Source organism: Aidingimonas lacisalsi, assembly GCF_008079445.1.
GTDB lineage: Bacteria > Pseudomonadota > Gammaproteobacteria > Pseudomonadales > Halomonadaceae > Aidingimonas > Aidingimonas lacisalsi.
The window spans coordinates 494689-518265 of sequence record NZ_VRYH01000002.1 but is presented as its reverse complement, the minus strand read 5'-3'; the positions used below and the strand labels follow the sequence as shown (position 1 = coordinate 518265).

Below are 23577 nucleotides of genomic sequence, written 5' to 3'. Positions count from 1 at the left end.
TTGTCATTTTTGTCACCCATCCCATTCACAGCGAGGGGTGGTTCATCAGTTCCCGCAACACCGATGTGGCAAAGCAGCCCCGTGCCAGCTCGAATTCCAATTTCAGTGCCTGCGATTCTCTTGTCAGTGAAGGCGCGATCAGTCGTGCGCGTAGCGGTCGGCGTCCAAGCCGGACATCGGCGGTTTCCAGTCCTCGAGCCAATAGGGAGTCATACTGCACGACAGCCTCGTATTCGGCGGCCACCGACATGCTGGCAGAGTTTCCGGTTCCCCATAGCACGCCACTGGGATGGACATCCAGACGCGCCGTCCGCTGGGTCAGGGACGCATCGATCGTCTCGGCCACGAATTGGCTGTTCGTTCCATCCAGCATCATGACCTCGCCAGGCAGAGGCGTTGCCCAATTGTCGTCGAGAACCCGTGCTGCCAACTGCTGGTTGAAAAGGTAGGATCGCGCTGCCGACAATAACATGCCTTGACGATCGTCACGCTTTCGCCAACCTCGTGCCAATATGGCCCTGGCTTTGCTCAGGTTACGCCCCTCCACCCCGAAACGCTGCGGGCCCACATAATTTGGCAGGCCATGGTGGCACATGGTCTGCCAGCGGCGTTCGAGATCGGCGTCATCGACGACATCACCACTGATACGCAGGACAAAGCGGTTACGACTATGCACACCGCGCTTGAGCTTACGTGGATGGCGCACTTGCGCTAGCAGATGGATGGCACCGGCGTCATCGGCATGTTCCAGCACCCGCGCCATCGCATCCGGTGTATCGCGTCCCGGCAGATGGACTGAAAACCACTGGCGGGTCACTGCGATTCGATCCTTCATCCCCGAATAGCCGATATCGCGGGGACGCACCTCACACGCCCGGGCTAGCCGGCCCGCCACGTCCAGGGTGGACAGCCCACGCTTCTCGATCCATAACCATAAGTGCTCCCCGTGGCCTTCGGGCGAGAACTCCAGGCACTCTTCAACCTGGAAATCCTCGGCTGAAGCCCGATAGTCGCCAACGGGAAGCGTGCCGGATAGCGAATCGGAGTAAGCTCGCGGCCACTGCGGAGGCCACTCGGCGACCTGCTGTTCGTTCACGGGCGCTCTCCATTCTGCTCGATCCGCTGCAGTAGCACGACCGCCTCTGCGGCAATCCCCTCGCCGCGCCCCGTGAACCCCAGCCGCTCCGACGTGGTGGCCTTGACATTGACAGCCACCCGGGGGACCGCCAGATCGGCCGCGATATGATCGATCATCGCGGGAACATGGCCTGACATCTTGGGTGCCTGGGCAATCAAGGTAGCGTCCAGATTACCGAGACGATAACCGGCGTGCCCGACCATCGACGCAATCCGTCGCAGCAAGTCACGGCTATCGGCATTGGCCCAGGTCGGATCCGTATCGGGAAAGTGACGCCCGATATCGCCCAGAGCGCAACCTCCCAGCATGGCGTCGCCAATGGCATGCAGCAGGACATCACCGTCGGAATGCGCCGCGAACGCAGCGTGGAAGGGGATACGCACTCCACCGATCATCAAGTGGTCGCCCGCTTGAAAACGATGAACATCGAAACCGTGACCGATACGCCAAGTCATGTCATCACACTCCGCTACTTGCGATACGACTCTGCCTGGGCAGCCAACACCAGTTCAGCAAGCATCAAGTCGTCCGGATGGGTAATCTTGAGATTATCACGGCCGCCACTCACCAGTTGCGGCGAATGTCCCATGGCTTCGATGGCCGACGCATCATCGGTGACGGGCACTCCCGAGCGCAAGGCGTATGTCAGAGCATCGTGCAATAACCGATACCGAAACCCTTGCGGAGTCAATGCATGCCACAAGTGATCGCGCGACTCGGTATGACGGATACGCTCATTGGCGTCGGCGCGCTTCATGGTATCGGCGACAGGTGCTGCGAGCACCGCTCCAACCGGCTCGGTTGCAAGGACGGCTTTCAGACGCTGCAGGTCATCGGACCTCACGCAGGGCCGCGCCGCATCATGCACGACGACCAGGTCGTCATCCTCGGCTTCATCAGCGATTGCATCGAGGGCCAGCATCACGGAATCGACTCGCTCAGGGCCTCCGGTAATGCGTCGCCAGTCGGTGAACGGGACAGCAGCGGGGTCGAACCAGGTATCGGTGTCATCCAGACACACGCACAGGCGTGCTTCAGGAAACACCTCATGCAGGCGCGCCAGCGTACAGGACAAGACCGTACGCCCCGCCAGAGGCAGATACTGTTTGGGACGTTGCGCAGCCATACGCGTGCCTCGTCCCGCTGCTGGCACGATCAACCATAGCGCCTTGCTCGTCTTCATCATGGCCTGGATGTCTCGACATCTTGCGAAGCAGGCAGCGCTTGCTGTTCGATGATCGCGGCTTGTGCCGCCACACCGGGGACCCAGAAGAACTGTTCATCCTGCCGCACCATCCCGATATCGCTACGCGCCCGCTCTTCGATGGCATCGAGCCCCGTCTTGAGATCGACGACCTCCGCGGCCAAGCGCTGGTTACGCTCACGCTTTGGCCGGTTCTGTTCTTCCTGCCGATCGGCACGCTGACGAACCTCTGCAAGCTCGCGCAAGCCGCCGGCGCCAAACCACAACCGATATTGCAACAGCAGGATCAGGGCGACCAGAACGATAGCGAGCCACTTGAGCATCCAATTATCCCATCGAGAAAAAACAATCGCTGCATTATGCCATCTTTATCCGACCCGGCGCAGCCAGCGCTCCACGTAGTCGGCAAGACCGGTTCTGTACGAAACGTCGGCGCGCGCCTGCACAGCCTAGCGCTTGAACGGCAAGGCGCCTTGCGCCCGGTTGGCATAAGCATCGATATGCTCACGTTCTTCGCGACAAAACCGGGCAACGGCATCCCGCAGGCCGGGGTCATCGATATGGTGCAATGAACGCAGCCGGCGTGGGGCGAACCCTCGGGTGAGCTTGTGCTCGCCCTGGGTACCGGGATCGAACAGTGTCAATCCATGCGCCAGGCAGTGCTCGATACCTTGGTAGTAACAAGCTTCGAAGTGGAGACACTCCGCCACCACTTCACTTCCCCAGTAACGGCCATAGAGCGTGCGACTCCCTTGCAGGCACAATGCAGCCGCGACCGGCCTGCCGTCTGCACGCGCCTGTATCAGGACCAAGGCCTCGGGAAGCGTATCGCGCAGACGCTGAAAGAAGTCGAAGTTCAAATACCCCTGCTGACCACGCTCCAGGTAGGTGATGCGATAACAGCGAAAAAAATGCTCCAGGGCCGGCTGATCGATCGCCTCCCCGACCAGGCGCACGATTTCCAGGCCCTGATCGGCCACGATACGGCGCTCGCGACGTATCTCCTTGCGCCGGCGCGATGTCAGCGCCGACAGGAACCCCTCGAAATCACCGTAACCGTCATCACGCCACTGAAACTGGAGACCATGGCGCGTCACCAGCGCGGGGTGGGTACTCTGCCAACTATCGATTTCCGCATCGTCGGCGAACAACAGGTGCCAGCTCGAGACGTCGTCATTTTCCCACGCGGCGGCAAACAGCCCCATGACCGCCTCTCCCTCGCTGCGAGTCTCCAGCAGCAAGCGCGGCCCGGGGGCTGGCGTGAAGGGAATGGCCGTCAACGCCTTGGGGTAGTAGCGCCCACCCGCTCGCTCCCAGGCATCCGCCCAGGCCCAGTCGAAAACATACTCGCCAAAGGAGTGGTATTTGCGATAACAGGGCATGGCACCGACCAGTCGCTCTCCCCGCCATGCCGTCAGATGCCTGGGCTCCCAGCCGGTCGCCGCACAAACTGCACCACTCGCTTCCAGAGCATGTAGAAACTCATGGCGAAGGAACGGATAATCCGCATCGACCAGTGCGTTCCATCGCTCAGGCGATATCGACTCGATGGCCGGCAACACTTGCAATGACAATGACCGTTCTCTGCCATCGGCAGGATGACCTTGCATGATCGGCTCTCCTCCAGCCTGACGGGATGTCCTCTCGAATACGATACAACCGGGATGCAAAGCACCCAAGAGAAAGCACGGCGAAGGAGTGGACGGCTGGCCGTTACAATACGACAACGGTAGCCAATGAAACGAGGCGCCCGAAGGCGCCCCGTGAACAAGTCGGGCAGCGTGCCGGGGAGCCTCCCTGGCGGAGCCGTGAGTGCGCAGCGATGTCACTCTCCGACACGACACCCTGACCCATGTCAAGCGACGCCGTCACGGATGACGGCCCCGCCCCGGGCCCGGCGTCAGCTAGCAGCCTGCATGGCCAACGCCGCGTCCAGCATACGGTTGGAGAACCCCCACTCGTTGTCGTACCAGGCCATGACCTTGACCAAACGACCGTTGACGCGAGTGTGATTGGCGTCAAAAGTAGAAGAGTTGGCATCGTGATTGAAATCGATGGACACCATTGGCTGGGCATTCACTTCCAGCACGGGCGACGACTCTGCGGCCTTGGCGACGACCTCGTTGATTTCTTCCTTGCTGGTATCGCGGCTCGCCGTAAACGTCAGGTCAACCAGAGAGACGTTGATGACGGGGACACGTACCGCCAGGCCGTCGAACTTGCCGTCCAGCTCGGGAAGCACCAGGCCAACGGCAGCGGCGGCCCCCGTCTTGGTAGGGATCATCGACTGCGTAGCGCTACGCGCCCGGTAGGGGTCCTTGTGATAGACGTCGGACAGGTTCTGATCATTGGTATATGCGTGGACCGTCGTCATCAGACCGTTCTCGATGCCTACGGCATCGTTGAGTGCCTTGGCAACCGGCGCTAGACAGTTGGTGGTACAGGAGGCATTGGAGACGACACGTTGGTCGGCGGTCAGAGTATCGTCATTGACACCGACAACGACCGTGGCATCGGCGTCCGGACTGGGCGCGGAAATGAGCACACGCTGAGCTCCGGCATCCATGTGCTTGGCAGCATCGGCGCGCTTGGTGAACAAGCCCGTGCACTCCATGACTAGATCAATGTCGAGTGATTTCCAGGGCAGACTCGCCGGATCGCGCTCGGAGAGAATCCGGATTCGCTCGCCATCGACGCTGATACTTTCGTCATCATGCTCGACGCGAAACGGAAAATGACCGTGAACGCTGTCATGCTTGAGCAAATGCGCGTTGAGCGATGGGTCGCCCAGATCATTGATCGCCACGACCTGGATCCGATCTCGATAACCGTTTTCATAGAGGGCACGTAATGCGTTGCGACCGATACGCCCGAACCCGTTGATAGCGACACGTAACGTCATGGCGGCATCCTCGCTTCTGTTATCTCAGATTTATTGGAACAATCCTACATTTTAGGCCTAAATTGACCCAAAGGCTAACGACATTCAAGCACTTTTTTGGTAAATTTACCAACATAGCCATCCACCCCGCCAACGAGGTAGCTCATGGCCAATTCGAATACCCCGCTCAATGCCACCGTTGCCGACGTTACCCAGCGCATCCGCGAGCGCTCGCGCGAGCGCCGAGCCCTGTACGAGCAACGCATGCAGGACCAGTACAAGCGCGGCGTCCATCGCAGCGAACTCTCCTGCGGCAACCTGGCCCATGGCTTCGCGGCTTGTGGCACCCAGGACAAGAACCAGCTCAAGATGATGAATAGTGCCAACCTGGGCATCGTTTCGGCATACAACGATATGCTCTCGGCGCACCAACCGCTCGAAGATTTTCCGGCGGTCATCAAGGAAGCCGCTCGCCAGATGGGATCCACGGCCCAGTTCGCCGGCGGTGTGCCGGCCATGTGCGACGGCGTTACCCAAGGACAGCCGGGGATGGAGCTGTCGTTGTTTTCACGCGATGTCATTGCGATGGCGACGGCTGTGGCACTATCGCATAACATGTTCGATGCGGCACTCTACCTTGGTGTTTGTGACAAGATCGTGCCCGGGCTGTTCATCGGCGCCGCGCGTTTCGGTCATCTGCCTGGCGTGTTTGCACCGGCCGGCCCCATGCCGAGTGGCCTGCCCAACAAGGAGAAGGCACGCATCCGCCAGTTGTTCGCCGAAGGCAAGGCGTCACGCGAAGACCTGCTGGAAGCCGAATCAGAGTCCTACCACAGCCCCGGCACCTGCACGTTCTACGGCACCGCCAATTCCAACCAGTTGATGATGGAGGTCATGGGGCTCCATCTGCCCGGCGGTTCCTTCGTCAACCCTGGCACCGACATGCGGGATGCCTTGACCCGCTATGCTGCCGAACAGGCCATTCGCAACAGCGAACCCACCGGCAATTACCGCCCCTTCTTCAAGCAGGTGGATGAAAAGGCCATCGTCAATGCGATCGTCGGACTGCTGGCCTCGGGTGGTTCCACCAATCACTCTCTGCACCTGGTGTCGATGGCCGCCGCTGTAGGACTGACATTGACCTGGGATGATTTCACCGACTTGTCGGCCGTGACGCCCAGCATGATGCAGGTCTATCCCAACGGTCAGGCCGATATCAACCACTTCCAGGCCGCTGGCGGCATGAGCTTCCTGATTCGCGAACTGCTCGATGCCGGCTTGATGCATGCCGACATTCCGACGATCTTCGGCACCGACATGACAGCTTATACTCAGGAGCCGTTCCTGGAAGATGGCAAGCTGGTCTGGCGCGAAGGTCCGACTGCCAGCCTGGACGAGGATGTCCTGCGTCCCGTAGACCGCCCCTTCGTCCCCACGGGTGGCCTGACCGTGCTCGATGGCAACCTGGGCCGGGGGGTCATCAAGGTATCGGCCGTCAAGCCCGAGCACCGCGTGATCGAGGCTCCGGTCAAGCTATTCGATGACCAGAACCAGCTCAAGGCCGCATTCGATGCCGGTGATCTCGACCGTGACGTCATCGTGGTCGTGCGTTTTCAGGGGCCTCGTGCCAACGGCATGCCCGAACTGCATAAGCTGACCCCCTACCTCGGCGTGCTCCAGGATCGCGGATTCAAGGTGGCACTGGTAACCGATGGCCGTATGTCGGGCGCCTCTGGCAAAGTGCCTGCCGCTATCCATATGACCCCGGAAGCCGTCGATGGTGGACCGCTAGCCAAGTTGCATGACGGCGATATCGTGCGTCTGGATGCCGAGAACGGCAAACTGGATGTGAAGATCGAGGCAGCCCAATGGACACAGCGCGATGCCCAGCTCGCTGATCTGGAGCATTATCATTACGGGCTGGGCCGTGAGCTGTTCGCCGGATTCCGGCAGCTCGCCGGTCGGGCCGAAGAAGGATGCAGTGTATTCGGTGGTTTCGAAGCCGATGATCTCGCACGCTGGGAGCGGGAAGGCCGGACTCGCGGCGAGGACATCTAACGATGACGCGACCCGCTCTGATCGGTGATATCGGGGGCACCAATGCACGCTTTGCCTTGGTGACTCCCGATACCTTTGCCCCCTATGACATTCAGACGCTGCCCTGCGCTGACTATCCGTCACTGGTCGAGGCCGTGCAGGACTACCTGAACCGACTCGGATTCGGGGAAGACGCAACCCCGCGCGAAGCCTGCCTGGCCTTCGCCTGCCCCATCGACGGGGACCGGATAACGATGACCAACAATCACTGGGCGTTTTCTCGCCAACGGGTTCAGGACGCGCTCGGCCTCGAGCTTTTCAAGGTCATCAATGACTTTACGGCACAGGCCTTGGGGGTACCTCACATCGACGAGGATAACCTGGTCTCGGTCGGCGAAGGACATCCTGTGCCCCATAGTGCACGACTGGTCATCGGCCCCGGCACGGGACTAGGCGTTGCGGGGGTGTTTCCGGGGCAGCACGCCTGGATTCCGTTGCCGGCCGAAGGCGGCCATGTCACTTTCGCCCCCACCGACGAGCGTGAGCAGAACCTGATTCGCTACTTCCGGACACGCTATGGCCGTGTCTCGGTGGAGCGCATCTTGTGCGGTCAGGGGTTGCTCGATCTGTACTGCGCACATGCCGCACTCAAAGGCGCCAATCCGAAATACGCCACACCGGCTGAAGTGACTGAGGCCGCTGCCAGTGGCGATGCCATCGCCGTCGATACCGTGAAGCGCTTTCTCAAGATCCTGGGCGATGTGTGCGGAGATGCCGCCCTGACCATCGGGGCAAGAGGCGGCGTCTACTTATGCGGTGGTATCCTGCCTCGTTTGCTCGATTGGCTTCCAACGAGTCGTTTCCGTGATGCCTTTGCCGACAAAGGACGCATGAGCGCCTACAATGCTGCCATTCCAACCTGGGTGGTTACCGCTCCCTGGACTGGATTACTGGGAGCGGCGGAGGCCCTGCATAACGAGGAGGTGGCATGATTCCAACGTCGCTACGTACGTTACTGGATGAGACGACGGGACAACGTGAAGTCGATTGGGCCGGTCGCCGCGTATGGCTGGCGCGGGAATCCTGGGGGGAAATGGCGGTATCGCTGCAGGGGGCACAGATCCTGCACTTCCTTCCCTATCCTGCCCCGGACATTCTGCACAACGGCCCCATCGACGCTGACGCCGGATGGCTGTGGGTCACGACCACACCTCGCCCGCTGCCCGACGCGATTCGAGGTGGCATACCGCTGTGCTGGCCCTGGTTCAGCGATGAGCGAACGGCCGACGAGTCTCCTGACAGATCGGGCCCTTCACACGGCCCGGCGCGGTTGGCCGACTGGCGCCTTGAAGCCGTCGACGAGCATGAAGGGGGTGTAGAGCTGCACCTGTCTCCGCAGGAAAGGCTGCATACTCAACTCGTACCTCGCGCCGTCATCAAGGCCAACGCCCAGCGTCTGCACGTGGAACTCGTCACCGAACATACCGGCGAAACGCCTATTAAAATCAGCGGTGCACTGCATACCTATTTTTCGGTGTCGAATACCTATCAATGCCGGGTCGAAGGGCTAGCCGGAGCACGTTACCTTGATAAACGGCAAGATTTCTCGGAATGCATCCAGCAAGGTGAACTCGGTATCCGCGGCGCCCTGGATCGCATCTACGAATCCAATCGGGAAGTGGTACTCGATGACTCGCAACGCCGGCTACGTATCGCCAAACAGGGGAGTGACTCGACCGTCGTCTGGCATCCCGGAGACGAGTTCCCCGACGATACCCCGACCGACATCGGCCAACGCTTCCTGTGCGTCGAAGCAGCGTGCACTCGGCTGGACCCCGTGTGGCTGGTTCCCGGAGCACAACACTTGTTAGGCACGACCCTCACGGAGGATGCTCCATGAGTGACTCACCTGTCTTCGATGTCCCTTTCATGTTGGGGATGATGCGTCTTCACGAACGCGAAGCGCTACATACGCCTGAGCGCCTCGCCGATTGGATCGAGGCACGGCTGGACCAGGGACTTTACTGGTTCGACCACGCCGACATCTATGGCAACCGACAGGGAGAGTCATTATTCGGCGCTGCACTGAAGCGACGCCCCAGCTTGGCTGGTCGCGTCAGCGTCGTCACCAAGGCTGGCATCGTGACTCCCGGTCGGGATACATCCCCTCATGGTATCAAGCACTATGACAGCTCACCGACCTATCTGATCCCCGCAATCGATGACGCCCTGCTCCGCCTGGGAGTCGATCGATTGGACCATTTTCTACTGCACCGCCCCGACCCCCTGATGAATGCGGAAGCCACCGCCAGCGCTCTGGATGCGGCGATCGACGCCGGCAAGGTGGGCGCTGTCGGCGTCTCCAACTTCCTGCCGGAACAGTGGCGACGGCTCCAGTCAGCCATGCGCCACACTCTGGTTGCCCATCAACTACAGCTCTCATTGGCACATCCCGAACCGCTATTCGATGGGTTGTACGACGCCGTACTATCGGATGGTCTGAGCCCGATGGCATGGTCGCCACTCGGTGGCGGCACTGTCTTCGAGGATGTGCTTGGTGCCTCACTGTCTCGACTGGCCCAGGCCTACTCGGCAAGTTCCTCGGGACTGGCCCTGGCCTGGCTTCGCGCGCTGCCCGGCCACCCGGTCCCCGTCATCGGCACGCTGAAAGAGGAGCGTATCGACGAGCTACTCACAGCCGCACGCCATGACATCGACCGGGCGACCTGGTTCGCCCTGCTGGAGGAAGCACGCGGCCAGCGGGTGGCATGAACGTCACCATGACTGTTACAACGACCAGAATGGCAAGTGTCACGCCGATCATGTGGTGTGGCACTCTGGGTGACACGATTCACCTAATAACAAACGGACTCCCATGACCAAAGGGTAACTCGCATGTTCCAACTCACTCGAAGCGTCACCTGGCAGTCACTACGACGATTACATGAACAGACCGCCAACGACCGCATCCGCGACTACTTCGTCAACGATCCCGAACGGTTCGACAAGATGAGCCTGCGCGTCGGCGGACTCTTTCTCGACTACTCCAAGCATCAGGTCTCCGACGATGTGCTCGACAAGCTGCTAGAACTGGCCGACCACTCGGCGCTGGTTCAACGTCGCGCACAAATGTTTTCCGGCGATATCATCAATGTCACCGAGGATCGGCCGGTACTGCACACCGCTCTGCGTGACCTGAGCGACGAACCGGTCTACGTCGATGGCAAGAATGTCATGCCTGAAATTCAGCAGACCCGCGAACAGATCCGACGTTTTTCGGAAGAAGTCCGCAGCGGTGAATGGCAAGGATACAGCGGTAAACGGATCAAGGATGTCGTCAATATCGGCATCGGCGGATCGGATCTGGGACCCAACATGGCCTGCCGGGCATTGCTGAAGTATCGGCATCCGGAATTGAGTTTTCACTTCGTCTCCAATGTCGACGGCACGCACATCCAGAAAGTCCTCCGGAACCTCGATCCGGCGACGACACTGTTCATCGTTTCCACCAAGACCTTCTCCACCCAGGAAACCCTGCTCAACGCCAAGACGGCGCGCCGCTGGTTTCTCGACCATGCCGGCGAGGATGCCGATGTCGGCGCGCATTTCGTCGCTGCCTCGACCAACCGCAAGGCAGCCATGGAGTTCGGGATTCGCGAGGAGAACGTCTTCGAGTTCTGGGCCTGGGTCGGTGGGCGCTACTCCATGTGGTCCTCCATCGGTCTACCGATCGCCTTGTCCATTGGTTTCGACGGTTTCATCGAATTGCTCGAGGGCGCCTACGAAATGGACCGCCACTTCCTCGAGGCACCCAACCGCGACAACATGCCGGTGCTGATGGCCCTGATCGGTATCTGGTACATCAATTTCCAGGGTGCCGAAACTCACGCTATCGTGCCTTATGATCAAGCGCTCCATCAGTTGCCATCGTTTCTCCAGCAACTCGACATGGAGTCCAACGGCAAGTCGGTGGACATCTTCAGTCAGCCGGTGGACTACAAGACCGGCCCTATCGTGTGGGGGCAGACCGGCTCCAATGGTCAACATGCGTTCTTCCAGCTCCTGCATCAGGGCACTCGCTATGTTCCCATCGACTTCATCGCGTCACTCAGACCCGAGCCTGGGTTCGAAGACCATCACTTCGCCTTGCTGACCAACATGCTGGCTCAGGCCAACGCCTTCATGGAAGGCAGCCAGGAGGGGAGCCAGCTCGACCCCTATAGCTGTCCGGGTAACCGCCCGTCGAGTACGCTATTACTCGACGAACTGACCCCCAAGAATCTTGGCGCTCTGATTGCACTCTACGAGCACAAGGTGTTCGTTCAGGGAGTCATCTGGAACATCAACTCCTTCGACCAGTGGGGCGTACAGCTAGGCAAACGCATCGCCGGCGAGATCAGTGAACGCATCGATGAACGCACTCAGGATTTCGACGCCTCCACGCAGGGCCTGTTAGGCTTGGTACGTCAACATTTCGGTAAGTCCGCACCCAAGGCGGAAACCGGCAAGCGTCAATCCAGCAAGGGCGGAAAGGAGAAACATCAATGATCCCTGTGATCGCCTTCGGCGAGGCACTCGTCGATATGCTCTCGAGCCGCCTGGGGGATGAGGACATGTCATCCCCGGAAACGTTCACGCCTTACGCCGGTGGTGCTCCGGCCAATGTCGCCGTGGCCTGTGCCCGCCTGGGAGCCCCCAGTCGATTCCTCGGTATGCTGGGCGACGATCATTTCGGTGATTTCCTGGCCGAGGAACTCGCGGCTCATGGCGTCGACATATCCGGTGTCGTGCGTACCCGAGACGCGCGTACCGCCCTGGCATTCGTATCCCGCGATTCCACGGGAGAGCGCACTTTCGACTTCTATCGACCGCCCGCAGCGGACCTGCTATACCGGCTCGAACATTTGCCTGCTGGCGTTTTCTCGTCACCGGTGATACTGCATCTATGTACCAATAGCCTGACCGATGCCGAGATCGGCGACACGACCCTGGCCATCGCTGACATGGCTACGCGTGCCGGCTGTCTGATCAGCGTTGATGCCAACTTGCGCCATAACTTGTGGGAAAGCGGTGAGGCAGAGATTGGACGCGTCCACGAACTGCTCGATAGAGCCCAACTGCTCAAGCTCTCGCGGGACGAACTCGACTACCTACGGGCGGACCACCCCGCCGACTCCTGGCTGAACGAACGGTTGGCAGCGGGAGTCAGGTTGATCGTCGTGACCGATGGTCCCAACGACGTAGAGGTGCGTGGCGCCAAGACCCACTTCTTTGTCACGCCTCCTAGGGTAACGGCTGTCGATACGACCGCGGGGGGAGACGCCTTCATCGGAGGCTTGCTGGCGTCGATCGCAGAAAGCGGCATCGAAGACGACTGGCACCAGGAAAGCGATGAGAAACTTCGCCATTTCATCGACGTTGCATGCCGGTGCGGCGCCCACGCTGTCACGCACCCCGGCGCCTATTCGGCCTTGCCGACCCGCGACGATCTCTCGACCCTGAAATAATGCAAAAAAAGACCCGCCAGGTGGCGGGTCGAACAACAGCACAGGCTGTCGAGAGATCATGCATACCGGCGCAGCTTAGTGATGAAAGCGCTCCGAGGCCTGACGCGCGAGCTCACGGATGCCATCCCAGTCTTCGGCATCGACCAACGCCTGGGGAGTCAACCAGGAGCCTCCGACGCACATGACGTTGGGCAGGGAGAGATAGTCCTGAGCATTATCCACGGAGATTCCGCCCGTGGGGCAGAAATGCGCTTCAGGGATAGGCGCCGAGAAGGCTTTCAGTGCCTTGACACCACCGCTGGCTTCGGCCGGGAAGAACTTGAAACGGCGATAGCCGTACTGCCACCCGGCCATGAGTTCGGAAATGGTCGCAATCCCCGGCAACATCGGTACGGAGCTTTCGACACCGTGACGGTAAAGCGCCTCGGTAGCGCCCGGCGTGACGACGAAATCGGCTCCCACCTGTTCCGCCTGACGATATTGCGCCGGTGTCAGCACGGTGCCCACACCAATGCTTGCGCCGCTCAGTGAGTGACGTATCCGTTCGATGGCCTCCAGCGCGCAATCGGTGCGCAACGTGATTTCCAATACCGTTAGCCCACCCTCGACGAGCGCACGCGCCATGGGGACCGCGTCTTCGAGTCGGTGAATGGTAATCACCGGAATCACTTCTGCCTTGAGGCAGATACTGTCCAGCTCCGTAGTGCGCGTTGAGGGAAGCTGCTTATCAATGGCCATGGTCATACTCCAGAAAATCGGTCAAGGTGCCCAGTAAATCGCCAACGGGCAGGCCAGGAAGGCACGGATCGGCAACTCGCGAACGTCGTCGCCTGCCAGCGCGCGACCCAATACGGCACGTTTTTCTTCACCGGTGAGATGCAGAATGTGCCGACGGGCTTGGTGCAGACGTCCGGCGCTCAAGGTAATTCGTGGCTGAGGCTGACTGGGTGTACGAACGGCGACGACCACATCGTCAGTGGAGAGCGCCAGCCCCAACTCCTGACTATCAGGAAACAGCGATGCCGTATGGCCATCGCCCCCCATTCCGAGAATCACGACACTGGCCGGCCAGGCAAGTCGTTCGACACGCTCGCCCACGACCCTGGCACCCTGCTCTGGAGTCGCATCATTGCTGGTCAGAGGCACGAAATTGGCCGCTGCCGCCGCACCGGTCAACAGATGCTCACGCACCAGGCGGGCATTGCTGTCGTCGGCGGTGTCCGCCACCCAGCGCTCATCGGCCAGGCTCACGTCAACACGCTCCCAGGGCAGATCGTGCTGGGCCAACGCCTGAAAGAAAGGCACCGGAGTCGAGCCACCGGACAGCACTAACAGGGCGCGTTCTTGCCGAACCAGATCGGTCCTCAGGGCCTCGGCTACCGACTCGGCCAACTGCTGGGCGAGCCGCTCACGGGAAACGCTCATCTCAGTAGTCCTCATACCAACTACGACCATCCTGGGTAATCATGGCGATCGACGCCACGGGTCCCCAGGAACCGGCAGGATAACGGCGTGGCGGCATATCACGTGCCTCCCAGCCGGCAATCAACTGATCTATCCAGTGCCAGGCATATTCGACTTCATCGCGACGCACGAACAGATATTGCTGCCCTTTCATGACTTCGAGCAGTAGCCGTTCGTAAGCATCGGGAATCCGCGATTTCGGGAAAGCACTGTTGAAATCCAGGTGCAGCGGGCCCGGGCGCAAGCGCATGCCCTTATCGAGTCCGCTATCCTTGGTCAGCACCTGAAGAGCGATTCCCTCTTCGGGCTGCAGGCGAATGACCAACTTGTTGGCAGCCAGTCCCCGCTGATCCGGATCGAAAATATAGTGAGGCTGCTGACGGAAATGAATGATGATCTGCGACAGCTTTTCGGGCATACGCTTGCCGGTGCGAAGATAGAATGGCACTCCCGCCCAGCGCCAGTTGGCCACTTCAGTCTTCATCGCCACGAACGTTTCGGTGCGGCTCTCGGTGTTCGCGCCTTCCTCTTCCAGGTAGCCCGGCACGCTCTTGCCCCCACTGGTGCCGGCAGTGTATTGCCCGCGAACCACGTCCCGATCCAGGGAGTCGCCGGTGAATGGCTTGAGAGCCTTGAGGACTTTGACCTTTTCGTCACGAATGGCATCGGCATCCAGGTTCGCAGGCGGATCCATGGCGATCAGGCACACCAGTTGCAACAAGTGGTTCTGTACCATGTCCCGCAACTGACCCGCTTGATCGAAGTACCCCCAGCGGCCTTCGATACCGACCTGTTCGGCCACCGTAATTTCCACATGCGAGATATGGTTCTGATTCCATTGAGTGCCGAACAGCGGATTGGCAAAACGCAACGCAATCAAGTTCTGGACGGTTTCCTTGCCCAGGTAATGATCGATTCGGTAGATCCGCGATTCCGGGAACACGTCACCGATCGCGTCATTGATTGCCTGGGAAGACGTCAGGTCATGTCCGATGGGTTTCTCGACGACGACACGGGTTTCGTCATCCAGGCTGCCACTCGTCTCAAGGTGACGGCAGATGACGCCATACAGGCTTGCCGGCACAGCCAGATAGACGGTCATCGGACGCCGGGCCCCCTGCCGCCAGTCCCGAACCCGCTCGTATCCTTCTACATCGGAAAAATCGAGTTTGAGATATTCCAGACGCGCCAGGAAGCGCTCGAGGCTTGCGTGACTCTGCTCACTGGACTTGACATGTTGCTTGAGCGCATCGGCCACTTTGCCCCGGAAGATCTCGCTGTCATCATCCTGTCGAGCCAGCCCCAGGATACGCGTGGAGTCGGCCAGCAACCCTTCTCGGTCGAGATGATACAGCGCCGGATACAATTTACGCAGCGCCAAATCTCCCAACGCCCCGAACAGAGCCATATCGACATCCGGCTGGGACGAACCGAGCGGCGACGTCTCTTGAATCATGCCACGCTCCACGAAAATATGGTTAAATTACATACAAAATACGCGATAATGTCCTCAGATAGCAACCATTATGCGTAATTTTACGACCAAATACGTACACCAATGCCCCGCGCCTTGGCCTCTATCGGCTGTGGCAACTAGTATGACATCCATAATGTAGTTAAATCACTACATCACGTACAACCGAGGCGCCTAGCAAGGATTGTGCGCCTTGCAAGGGCGTGACATGGCATCATCGCCTGGCGTTGGGTACCACCAGAACCACCGTCTCTTTTGCTACGGAGAAGCTCCGATATCATGGCCAGCCACGACTTGATCAATCGAATACGCGCCCGCCTCGATGACCTCAATCGGTCCGAGCGCAAGGTGGCCGACGTGATACTTCATGACCCCGCCGCCGCTACCGGCATGAGTATCGCTACGTTGGCGCAAGCTGCCTCGGTCAGTGAGCCGACGGTCAACCGTTTCTGCCGGAACTTCGAGGCCAAAGGCTACCCGGACTTCAAGATCAAACTAGCGCAAAGCCTGGCTGGCGGCACCCCTTACGTCAGTCGCAATGTCGAACGAGACGACGACGCCGCCCATTACGGCGACAAGATATTCGGTGCCACTATCGCCGCCCTCGATGAAGCACGGCGTGCACTGGATGCCAAGCTGATCGAACGTACCGTGGATTACCTGATTCAGGCCAAGCAGATTCATTTCTTTGGCCTGGGTGCGTCAGGCCCGGTCGCCCAGGATGCTCAACACAAGTTTTTCCGCTTCAACCTGCCGGTCATGGCCTATGAAGACGTCCTGATGCAGCGCATGGTCGCTGCCGCATGCCATACCGGCGATGTCGTCGTGATCATCTCCTATACGGGACGCACCCGAGAACTGGTGGAAATCGCCCGACTGGCTCGCGACAATGGCGCCATCGTACTGGGCATTACCGCCACCGATTCTCCATTGGCTGATGAATGCACGGAAACGTTGGAAGTCACGCATCCTGAAGATACCGACGTCTATATGCCCATGACATCACGCATGATTCACCTGGCATTGATCGATGTCCTCGCCACCGGCGTGACACTAAGACGAGGAGAGGACTTCCTCACCCATCTCAAGAAAATCAAGGATAGCCTGCAAGTCACTCGATTCCCGGCCCAGGACGGCGAATAAGCCGCCCCCGACTCGACCGGACAACGACCATGATGCCAATTACCCTGCAAGACTGGCGCGCCTGGCAGCCGGACCACCCAGCCGGCGGCGACCCGCGACTGTCCACCAACCCACGTCCGAAAGGCGATTCGGTTCCCGCCATGCTGCGCCGGCGACTCAACGTCGTGGGCCGTGCCGTCTGCGACATGCTGGCAGAACTCGATCCGGAGGGACGCAGCATACTGTTGCACGCTTCTCGTCACGGCGATGCCGAACGCACCCTCGAGATGCTCTATGCACTCGCCGATGGCGACGACCTGTCACCTGCCCGATTCGGCATGTCAGTACACAACGCCATTCTTGGCGTGCACTCCATCGCCAATGGCAATCGCCGCTCGCTTCAGGCACTTGCGGCCACCGGTGACGAAGTCGCCGCCCTGTTCAGCGAGGCACGCGGTTATCTCGCCGATGGAGAATCCGACATCGTTGCCGTGTTCAGTGATGTCGCCGTTCCCTCGCGCTTCGCGGAGTATCTCGATGACCCTGTGGAAACGGCTGCCGTCGCGCTGCGGCTATCAACGACCGGAGGCACGCCCATCGTCGCATCGCGGTTCGATGTTCCCGATGGTGTCCGCTCCCCGCAGCCCGGCGACATGATTGCTTGGTTACTGACGGGTGGGCCGTTGCTGTGTCCCGCGCGACGCATCGCCTGGGAACTGGCTCCCTGCCCTTCCAGTGCCGGTCATGACGCGTGCATGCACAATGGATTGCGGTAACAACGCTTAGCAAGGAGAATAGCTCGACACCGAATGCAACGACATGACGCAACGATAACGTGCTGGATGAGGAACGCTCCGTGACGCATGCCCTTGAGCTTGAACTCAAGCAAATGATCATCGATACCCTGGAACTCGAGGATGTCACACCCGAAGATATCGATCCCGATGCCCCACTGTTCGTCGAAGGCTTGGGACTCGACTCCATCGATGCATTGGAACTGGGCCTGGCATTGCAGAAACATTATGGCATCAAGCTGGATGCGGAAAGCGATGATACCCGACAACATTTCGCCAGCCTGAACCACCTGGCCGCCCTGGTGGAGGCGCGACGCGTCAAGTAACGCCAAGGATGAATTCCGGATGACCGTCCCGGCTTCCCTGCAGCGGGTGTTTAGCCCCCCTAGAACCTTCGTAGCCACGCTATTGATGCTGATATGGCCACTCACCGTCGTATCGTTGACACCCAGCGTAGGCGCCTGGTTGCCGCTCACCTTCGTTGTGGCAATCCTGTGGTGGCGCCTGCCTCCGGGACGCAGATATTGGGGAGCGGGACTCGCTCTGGGTGCGGCATTGCTTGTTACCCTCGGCCATGCAGATTCCGGGGTGAGGGCCTGGCCGGTCATTGTCAATGCCGGGCTTTGCTGCGTGTTCGCCTGGAGCTTGCGTCATCCGCCTTCCTTGATTGAGCGTATCGCACGACGCCAGGACCCCGAACTCTCGGCAAGCGGAGTCAGATATACACGTCGTGTCACGCAAGTCTGGTGCGTTTTTTTCTCCATCAACGGCGTGGTGGCCCTCTGGACGGCAGTCTATGCCGACCTGGCGTCATGGGCCCTCTACAACGGTGGCATTGCTTACGGGCTATGCGCCCTGCTGTTCGCCATCGAGTGGTGTATTCGCCAACGCGTCAGAGCCAGACAAGGCAGTGATACCCAGGCCCCCTCAGAGAGTAGATGCCACCATGACTGACACCTGGCTTCCGGACGCCTGGCGAAATGCTTCTTTGGCGGCCCCCATGGGCTGGTATCTAGCGCCCGACTGGCAAGCCGTCACCTGGCAGACATTGCATGGACGCATCGGCGCTTGGCAGGCGCTGCTCGACTCGCATGGCGGTCCCGAATCATGTTGGTTGCTCTATTCCAGCGACCTGCTCGACTTCACTGCCGCCTTGATTGCCATCTGGGAACGCGGGGATCATGCCCTGCTTCCGGGAGATGAACAGCCAGACACTCTCACCGCGCTGGATGCTCAGACCTGCGCCCGTCTCGGCAATGTCGAACGAGGGCTTCTCCCGGGTCACCCACGCCCGCCCCTGTGGGGCAATATTTCGCGACGCCAACTCGCTGTATCGTTGTATACCTCCGGATCCACCGGCACGCCCCAACGCATCGACAAATCATTCGCGCAGCTTGGTGCCGAACTGGACACCCACGCCAGGCTGTGGCCTCTGCAAGGGCAACTGATCATCAGTCAGGTCAGTCATCAACATATCTATGGGCTGTTGTTCGCCGTATTACGACCACTGTTCGAACGTTCACCGATGATGCTGACGACCTGCCGATATCCAGAAATGCTGAGTACGGCATTACAGCAACTCGCCTCGGCAAGCGAGAAGCGAACCGACATCCCGGGCGGAGCCGTGCTGATCAGCGCTCCCCCCCCCCTGGAGCGCTTACCCGACCATCTGGACTGGACATCGGCTCCCGCGACCCTGCACCGCGTTCACTCTTCCGGCGCCCCCTTGTCGGCCAGCGCCAGCCGCCATGCTCACCGATTGCTGGGCGCCCCTATCCAGGAAATCTATGGCAGCTCGGAAACCGGCGGGATCGGCTGGCGCGATCAGCAGGACGACAGCGCCTGGCACCCCTTGCCGGGCGTCGAAATTCGAACCGACGATGAGGGATGTCTCTGCCTGCGTTCCCCTTTCCTGCCTTCGCAGGACTGGCACTATCAAGCCGACCGTATTCAGGCAACGCCGGGGGGGCGTTTTCGGCTACTCGGCCGGGCCGACCGAATCGCCAAAGTCGGCGGCAAGCGGCTCTCGCTCACGGCGATGGATCGCTCGCTGGGCAACCATCCCCAGGTGACCCAAGCCAGAACGGTGACATTGCCGGAGCGCGATCATCGACTCGGCGCCATAGTCAAGCTGACATCCGACAGGCTTCCCTGGCAGCGACACGCACGCCAGGCGTTGATCGAGTCGTTGCGCACGCATCTTGCCGGCAGCTATCCATCCACCGTCATTCCCCGTTACTGGCGCTTCGTCGGCCACTGGCCTACCGATACCCAGGGCAAACTGTCATCGGCTGTCATCACACGACTCTTCCGGGACCTGGATGATGCGCGCCTGCCTCGGTGGCTGGGCGCCAGCAGCCCTGATGATGATCATTGTGATATTGATCTCGAGGTGCCCGAGCGGCTGACCTATTTACGTGGTCATTTCGCTGACAACCCGGTCGTTCCCGGCGTCGCCATCATTCAATGGGTGGTCGACTTGGCGCGTGAATTCCTGGCGGTGACCGGTCGCTTCCAGCGCCTGGAACGCATCCGCTTCGCGTTGTCGTTGCTGCCCGGCGAACGCGCGCGTCTCTCGCTCGATGTCGCGACGACCACGACGGGAGAACGGCTCTCGTTCACACTGTCGGGACAGCGCGGACAGCATGCCAGCGGCAAGATCGTTTTTGCCCCGGAGGGACGCCGTCATGACGGATGATGTGCCTGCCCGCCCATGTCTGCTGATACCGGTATACAACCATGCCCAGGCCATTCGCCGAACCTGCATGAACGTGCGCCGTTTCGAGATTCCTCTGTTACTGATCGACGACGGTAGCCATCATGAATGTGCCGATGTGCTCGACGAACTTGCATCAGCGCACGATGTCATATTGGTGCGACTGCCCGAAAACCGTGGCAAAGGCGCCGCCGTGAAGGCCGGGTTATCGCGAGCTGAAGCCCTGGGGTTTACGCATGCGCTGCAAGTGGATGCTGACGGGCAGCATGAGCCAGACGACTTCGCCCCTTTCCTGGCAGACCTGAACGCCGCCCAGGAGGAGTTACGTATCGGCTATCCCCGTTTTGACGACAGCGTGCCACGCCACCGTTTCTATTCCCGTTATGCCACGCATGTCATGGTGTGGGTCAATACGCTCAGCTTGACGCTGCGCGATACCATGTGTGGCGTCAAGCTCTATCCGGTGCAGCGAACGAACCGCCTGCTGTCACGCCATTCGTGTGGCAACAGAATGGAATTCGACACCGAGTTGCCAGTGCGCTGGTCATGGGCGGGGCTGCCCGTGAAGAACCTGCCGGTCAGAGTGCATTACCCCCTGGATGGCGTATCGCATTTCGACCTCTGGCATGACAACGTACTATTGGCGGCCATGCATGGACGACTGTTTCTGGGCATGGTCAGGCGTTTACCGACACTGTTGAAGCGACGAGTGATGACATCAAGGACTCACGGATGAAGGCATCGGCCCGTTCACCACAACATTGGGCGCGTATCCAGGAATCCGGCACCCTTATCGGCATGCGTATCATGGTGTGGATTCGCCGACGGCTGGGCCGACTTCCTTTCCGCATCATGCTCGGTTTCGTGATTGTCTATTATTATTGCAGCCATTCACTGCCACGCCGGGCATCGCGCGACTACCTGGCGCGAGTCTGGCCGGTGCATGCCGGCCACGCTCCCCGTTGGCCAGCCTGGTTAGGGCTGCGACATTTCTGGGCCTTCGGCCAATCCTTGATGGATAAGGTGGATGCATGGAGCGGTGTGACGCCTGACATATCCTTGAGCGCCGAAGACCGTGCCTGCCTGGATAGTGCCATTCGCAGCGGCCGGGGGGGCGTGATGCTGGTCTCGCACATCGGCAACCTCGAAATATGCAGCGCCTTGAGCGACTCTCGCGATGACTTCCATGTCACTCAACTGATGCACACCCACAACGCCCGTAAATTCAACCAGCTGCTCGACAGATCGACATTGCGACGCGGTCCTGAAATCATCGAGGTCAGCGACATCACGCCCGCGACCGCCATACGGCTCGCCGAACGCATCAATGCCGGCGGATTCGTCGTCATTGCCGCCGATCGGATTCCGTTGAGTGAAGACGGGCGTACCCGTCGTCTCGATTTCCTCGGCGCGACAGCGCCCTTTCCTGAGGGGCCCTTCCGGTTGGCGAGCCTGCTCCGATGCCCCATCTACACGTTGAGTTGCCTACGCGATGAACAGGGACATCGTGTCGAGTTTCGCGTGTTCGACGATACGACGACACTGCGGCGATGCGACCGTGAGGCTTGGTGCAGCGATGCCATGCAACGCTACGTGGAGTGGCTAACCGACCAGTGTCGGCGCTACCCCCTTCAATGGTTCAATTTCTTCGACTTCTGGCACTGCCATGACCGCACCGTTTACTAAGCCCTCGACGGCGACCGTGGTCCTCGACGGCAGTCCCGTGAATCTCGAAACGGTTCACGCCGTTGCGCATCGGCGCATGCGGGTCGTGCTCTCGGAGGACCCGGAATTTCGGCGCCGCATTGCCGCCGGGCCGGCTTTCCTTGATCGACTTCTCGCGGAGGAGGGCGTGATCTATGGTGTCACGACCGGGTACGGTGATGCCTGCACCCGCCCCGTCCCTGCCGAACAACACGCCGAGCTGCCTCGCCACCTTTACACCTTCCATGGCTGTGGGCTCGGTGAGATGCTGACCCTCGAAGAAACACGAGCCGTCGTGCTGGTTCGACTGGTGTCGCTCTGTCAGGGGGTCTCGGGAGTCAGTGTCGAACTTCTCGAACGTCTCGCCTGGCTGCTGGAGTCCGATCTGATGCCCGTCATACCCGCCGAGGGGTCGGTCGGAGCCAGTGGCGACCTGACACCGCTATCCTATCTGGCCGCCGTGATATGCGGTGAACGCGAGGTCTTCGATAACGGCCAGCGGCGCCCAACTCACGAGGCCTTGTCGGAGCGAGGTGTCGCCCCTTACCAGTTACGCCCCAAGGAAGGTCTGGCGTTAATGAACGGGACTGCCGTAATGACGGCGCTGGCCTGCCTCGCCTGGACGCGTGCCGAACGGCTCTCGCGGCTATCTACGCGCCTCACGGCCATGAACGTCTGGGCGCTCAACGGCAATCCCCACCATTTCGATGCAGGGCTCTTCGCCGCCAAGCCACACATTGGGCAACAACGCGTAGCAGAGCGACTCCGCCATGACCTCGGATATCACGATGATGACCACGACGCCCCACGCAATTCTTCCCGGCTACAGGATCGTTATTCGACTCGCTGTGCCCCCCACGTGATCGGGGTGCTTGAAGATAGCCTGCCATGGCTTCGCCATTTCATCGAAAATGAGCTGAATAGCGCCAACGACAACCCGTTGATCGATCCCGTCGGTAACAAGGTCATGCATGGCGGACATTTTTACGGCGGCCATATCGCCTTTGCCATGGATTCTCTGAAAACGCTGGTGGCCAACCTTGCCGACCTGCTTGACCGCCAGTTGGCCCTGCTCGTCGATCCACGCTACAACCACGGCTTAGCCGACAACTTGAGTGGCGCCAGTGCCGAACGGGCACCCTTGAACCACGGTTACAAGGCCGTCCAGATAGGTGTGTCGGCATGGACTGCCGAAGCCCTCAAGGCCACCATGCCGGCCAGCGTCTTTTCACGTTCCACGGAATGCCATAATCAGGACAAGGTCAGCATGGGCTCCATCGCGGCCCGCGATGCCATGCGCGTCCTCGTGCTGACGGAACAAGTCGGTGCCGCCGTACTGCATGCCGCCTGCCAGGCGGTCGACCTGCGTCGCCGTCAAGAGGCTGTCCTACCCGACGAACTGGCCCACTTTCAGTCCCACTGCCGTGCATGGTTCGCCTTTGTCGACGAGGATCGCGCCCTGGACACGGAACTTCGCCTGCTCTGCGAGCATCTCGAAAGCATTACCGAGCGCTTATACGTCCATTGACCCAGTCA

23 protein-coding genes are annotated in these 23577 nt (G+C 60.2%); 14 read left to right on the top strand and 9 right to left on the bottom strand.

The genetic code is table 11. The annotated features are described in order from the left end of the window. Positions 1-25: 25 nt before the first annotated feature. The 6 genes from truD to gap all read right to left on the bottom strand — a co-directional run bounded on the left by truD (position 26) and on the right by gap (position 5244). Positions 26-1096: a tRNA pseudouridine(13) synthase TruD gene (gene truD, locus FVV99_RS05645; RefSeq protein ID WP_148253050.1), complete on the bottom strand. Its 1071-nt coding sequence runs from the start codon at positions 1094-1096 to the stop codon at positions 26-28. Beyond that, positions 1093-1593 carry a 2-C-methyl-D-erythritol 2,4-cyclodiphosphate synthase gene (gene ispF, locus FVV99_RS05640; RefSeq protein WP_148253049.1) on the bottom strand — a complete coding sequence of 167 codons (501 nt, stop codon included), beginning with the start codon at positions 1591-1593 and terminating at the stop codon, positions 1093-1095. Before ispF ends, truD begins: the two co-directional genes overlap by 4 nt. Before the next feature lie 14 nt (positions 1594-1607). Next, complete coding sequence (gene ispD, locus FVV99_RS05635; protein ID WP_236645311.1) at positions 1608-2324, bottom strand: 2-C-methyl-D-erythritol 4-phosphate cytidylyltransferase; 717 nt, start codon at positions 2322-2324, stop codon at positions 1608-1610. Continuing rightward, complete coding sequence (gene ftsB, locus FVV99_RS05630) at positions 2321-2665, bottom strand: cell division protein FtsB (protein ID WP_148253048.1); 345 nt, start codon at positions 2663-2665, stop codon at positions 2321-2323. The genes ispD and ftsB overlap by 4 nt, the downstream gene beginning before the upstream one ends. 126 nt (positions 2666-2791) lie before the next feature. After that, positions 2792-3952 (bottom strand): GNAT family N-acetyltransferase, encoded by a 1161-nt coding sequence (locus tag FVV99_RS05625; protein ID WP_148253047.1) that lies wholly within the window; start codon positions 3950-3952, stop codon positions 2792-2794. 290 nt (positions 3953-4242) lie between these two features. Then, positions 4243-5244, bottom strand: a complete 1002-nt coding sequence (gene gap / locus FVV99_RS05620) for a type I glyceraldehyde-3-phosphate dehydrogenase (protein ID WP_148253046.1) — start codon at positions 5242-5244, stop codon at positions 4243-4245. Positions 5245-5388: 144 nt separating this feature from the next. Here gap and edd point away from each other — a divergent pair, with 144 nt between their 5' ends. The 6 genes from edd to FVV99_RS05590 all read left to right on the top strand — a co-directional run bounded on the left by edd (position 5389) and on the right by FVV99_RS05590 (position 12767). Beyond that, positions 5389-7281, top strand: coding sequence for a phosphogluconate dehydratase (edd, locus tag FVV99_RS05615; RefSeq protein WP_148253045.1), 1893 nt, complete (start codon positions 5389-5391; stop codon positions 7279-7281). A gap of 2 nt (positions 7282-7283) precedes the next feature. Continuing rightward, positions 7284-8252 carry a glucokinase gene (gene glk / locus FVV99_RS05610; protein ID WP_148253044.1) on the top strand — a complete coding sequence of 323 codons (969 nt, stop codon included), beginning with the start codon at positions 7284-7286 and terminating at the stop codon, positions 8250-8252. Beyond that, complete coding sequence (locus tag FVV99_RS05605; RefSeq protein WP_148253043.1) at positions 8249-9160, top strand: aldose epimerase family protein; 912 nt, start codon at positions 8249-8251, stop codon at positions 9158-9160. Before glk ends, FVV99_RS05605 begins: the two co-directional genes overlap by 4 nt. Next, entirely contained in the window at positions 9157-10032 is an 876-nt protein-coding gene (locus tag FVV99_RS05600) for an aldo/keto reductase (RefSeq protein WP_148253042.1), read from the top strand. Before FVV99_RS05605 ends, FVV99_RS05600 begins: the two co-directional genes overlap by 4 nt. A gap of 123 nt (positions 10033-10155) precedes the next feature. Then, a complete protein-coding gene (gene pgi / locus FVV99_RS05595; RefSeq protein ID WP_148253041.1) occupies positions 10156-11808 on the top strand; it encodes a glucose-6-phosphate isomerase in 1653 nt (550 codons plus the stop codon). Next, on the top strand, positions 11805-12767 hold the full coding sequence (locus FVV99_RS05590) for a carbohydrate kinase family protein (RefSeq protein WP_148253040.1): 963 nt from the start codon (positions 11805-11807) through the stop codon (positions 12765-12767). The genes pgi and FVV99_RS05590 overlap by 4 nt, the downstream gene beginning before the upstream one ends. A gap of 75 nt (positions 12768-12842) precedes the next feature. On the opposite strand, the gene FVV99_RS05585 is transcribed toward FVV99_RS05590, so the two are convergent. Genes FVV99_RS05585 through zwf form a run of 3 tightly spaced genes read right to left on the bottom strand, consistent with a single transcriptional unit; the run spans position 12843 to position 15687 of the window. Beyond that, the gene (locus FVV99_RS05585; RefSeq protein ID WP_148253039.1) at positions 12843-13505 is read right to left on the bottom strand and encodes a bifunctional 4-hydroxy-2-oxoglutarate aldolase/2-dehydro-3-deoxy-phosphogluconate aldolase; all 663 of its coding nucleotides are present in this window, start codon (positions 13503-13505) and stop codon (positions 12843-12845) included. Positions 13506-13526: 21 nt separating this feature from the next. Continuing rightward, on the bottom strand, positions 13527-14192 hold the full coding sequence (gene pgl / locus FVV99_RS05580) for a 6-phosphogluconolactonase (RefSeq protein ID WP_148253038.1): 666 nt from the start codon (positions 14190-14192) through the stop codon (positions 13527-13529). 1 nt (position 14193) lies between these two features. Next, positions 14194-15687: a glucose-6-phosphate dehydrogenase gene (gene zwf / locus FVV99_RS05575; RefSeq protein ID WP_148253037.1), complete on the bottom strand. Its 1494-nt coding sequence runs from the start codon at positions 15685-15687 to the stop codon at positions 14194-14196. A gap of 297 nt (positions 15688-15984) precedes the next feature. Here zwf and FVV99_RS05570 point away from each other — a divergent pair, with 297 nt between their 5' ends. The 8 genes from FVV99_RS05570 to FVV99_RS05535 all read left to right on the top strand — a co-directional run bounded on the left by FVV99_RS05570 (position 15985) and on the right by FVV99_RS05535 (position 23569). After that, a complete protein-coding gene (locus FVV99_RS05570) occupies positions 15985-16848 on the top strand; it encodes a MurR/RpiR family transcriptional regulator (protein ID WP_148253036.1) in 864 nt (287 codons plus the stop codon). Positions 16849-16877: 29 nt separating this feature from the next. After that, entirely contained in the window at positions 16878-17603 is a 726-nt protein-coding gene (locus FVV99_RS05565) for a beta-ketoacyl synthase chain length factor (protein WP_148253035.1), read from the top strand. An 80-nt stretch (positions 17604-17683) separates the two neighbouring features. Further along, positions 17684-17947, top strand: coding sequence for a phosphopantetheine-binding protein (locus FVV99_RS05560; RefSeq protein WP_148253034.1), 264 nt, complete (start codon positions 17684-17686; stop codon positions 17945-17947). A gap of 19 nt (positions 17948-17966) precedes the next feature. Beyond that, a complete protein-coding gene (locus FVV99_RS05555; RefSeq protein ID WP_148253033.1) occupies positions 17967-18575 on the top strand; it encodes a COG4648 family protein in 609 nt (202 codons plus the stop codon). Next, complete coding sequence (locus FVV99_RS05550) at positions 18568-20319, top strand: AMP-binding protein (RefSeq protein WP_148253032.1); 1752 nt, start codon at positions 18568-18570, stop codon at positions 20317-20319. The genes FVV99_RS05555 and FVV99_RS05550 overlap by 8 nt, the downstream gene beginning before the upstream one ends. Beyond that, entirely contained in the window at positions 20309-21073 is a 765-nt protein-coding gene (locus FVV99_RS05545) for a glycosyltransferase family 2 protein (RefSeq protein WP_148253031.1), read from the top strand. The genes FVV99_RS05550 and FVV99_RS05545 overlap by 11 nt, the downstream gene beginning before the upstream one ends. Next, positions 21070-22023: an LpxL/LpxP family acyltransferase gene (locus tag FVV99_RS05540; RefSeq protein ID WP_148253030.1), complete on the top strand. Its 954-nt coding sequence runs from the start codon at positions 21070-21072 to the stop codon at positions 22021-22023. The genes FVV99_RS05545 and FVV99_RS05540 overlap by 4 nt, the downstream gene beginning before the upstream one ends. Further along, positions 22004-23569, top strand: a complete 1566-nt coding sequence (locus FVV99_RS05535; protein ID WP_148253029.1) for an HAL/PAL/TAL family ammonia-lyase — start codon at positions 22004-22006, stop codon at positions 23567-23569. The genes FVV99_RS05540 and FVV99_RS05535 overlap by 20 nt, the downstream gene beginning before the upstream one ends. The last annotated feature ends 8 nt before the right edge of the window (positions 23570-23577 follow it).

Bases quoted from the DNA above. Each gene is read 5' to 3' on its own strand.
- pgl (WP_148253038.1), bottom strand. From the start codon at position 14,192: ATGAGCGTTTCCCGTGAGCGGCTCGCCCAGCAGTTGGCCGAGTCGGTA.
- FVV99_RS05570 (WP_148253036.1), top strand. From the start codon at position 15,985: ATGGCCAGCCACGACTTGATCAATCGAATACGCGCCCGCCTCGATGAC.
- pgi (WP_148253041.1), top strand. From the start codon at position 10,156: ATGTTCCAACTCACTCGAAGCGTCACCTGGCAGTCACTACGACGATTA.
- ftsB (WP_148253048.1), bottom strand. From the start codon at position 2,665: ATGCTCAAGTGGCTCGCTATCGTTCTGGTCGCCCTGATCCTGCTGTTG.
- glk (WP_148253044.1), top strand. From the start codon at position 7,284: ATGACGCGACCCGCTCTGATCGGTGATATCGGGGGCACCAATGCACGC.
- FVV99_RS05590 (WP_148253040.1), top strand. From the start codon at position 11,805: ATGATCCCTGTGATCGCCTTCGGCGAGGCACTCGTCGATATGCTCTCG.
- edd (WP_148253045.1), top strand. From the start codon at position 5,389: ATGGCCAATTCGAATACCCCGCTCAATGCCACCGTTGCCGACGTTACC.
- FVV99_RS05565 (WP_148253035.1), top strand. From the start codon at position 16,878: ATGATGCCAATTACCCTGCAAGACTGGCGCGCCTGGCAGCCGGACCAC.
- FVV99_RS05605 (WP_148253043.1), top strand. From the start codon at position 8,249: ATGATTCCAACGTCGCTACGTACGTTACTGGATGAGACGACGGGACAA.
- FVV99_RS05535 (WP_148253029.1), top strand. From the start codon at position 22,004: ATGACCGCACCGTTTACTAAGCCCTCGACGGCGACCGTGGTCCTCGAC.
- gap (WP_148253046.1), bottom strand. From the start codon at position 5,244: ATGACGTTACGTGTCGCTATCAACGGGTTCGGGCGTATCGGTCGCAAC.
- FVV99_RS05555 (WP_148253033.1), top strand. From the start codon at position 17,967: ATGACCGTCCCGGCTTCCCTGCAGCGGGTGTTTAGCCCCCCTAGAACC.
- ispD (WP_236645311.1), bottom strand. From the start codon at position 2,324: ATGATGAAGACGAGCAAGGCGCTATGGTTGATCGTGCCAGCAGCGGGA.
- ispF (WP_148253049.1), bottom strand. From the start codon at position 1,593: ATGACTTGGCGTATCGGTCACGGTTTCGATGTTCATCGTTTTCAAGCG.
- FVV99_RS05550 (WP_148253032.1), top strand. From the start codon at position 18,568: ATGACTGACACCTGGCTTCCGGACGCCTGGCGAAATGCTTCTTTGGCG.
- FVV99_RS05625 (WP_148253047.1), bottom strand. From the start codon at position 3,952: ATGCAAGGTCATCCTGCCGATGGCAGAGAACGGTCATTGTCATTGCAA.
- FVV99_RS05545 (WP_148253031.1), top strand. From the start codon at position 20,309: ATGACGGATGATGTGCCTGCCCGCCCATGTCTGCTGATACCGGTATAC.
- FVV99_RS05585 (WP_148253039.1), bottom strand. From the start codon at position 13,505: ATGGCCATTGATAAGCAGCTTCCCTCAACGCGCACTACGGAGCTGGAC.
- FVV99_RS05540 (WP_148253030.1), top strand. From the start codon at position 21,070: ATGAAGGCATCGGCCCGTTCACCACAACATTGGGCGCGTATCCAGGAA.
- zwf (WP_148253037.1), bottom strand. From the start codon at position 15,687: ATGATTCAAGAGACGTCGCCGCTCGGTTCGTCCCAGCCGGATGTCGAT.
- FVV99_RS05600 (WP_148253042.1), top strand. From the start codon at position 9,157: ATGAGTGACTCACCTGTCTTCGATGTCCCTTTCATGTTGGGGATGATG.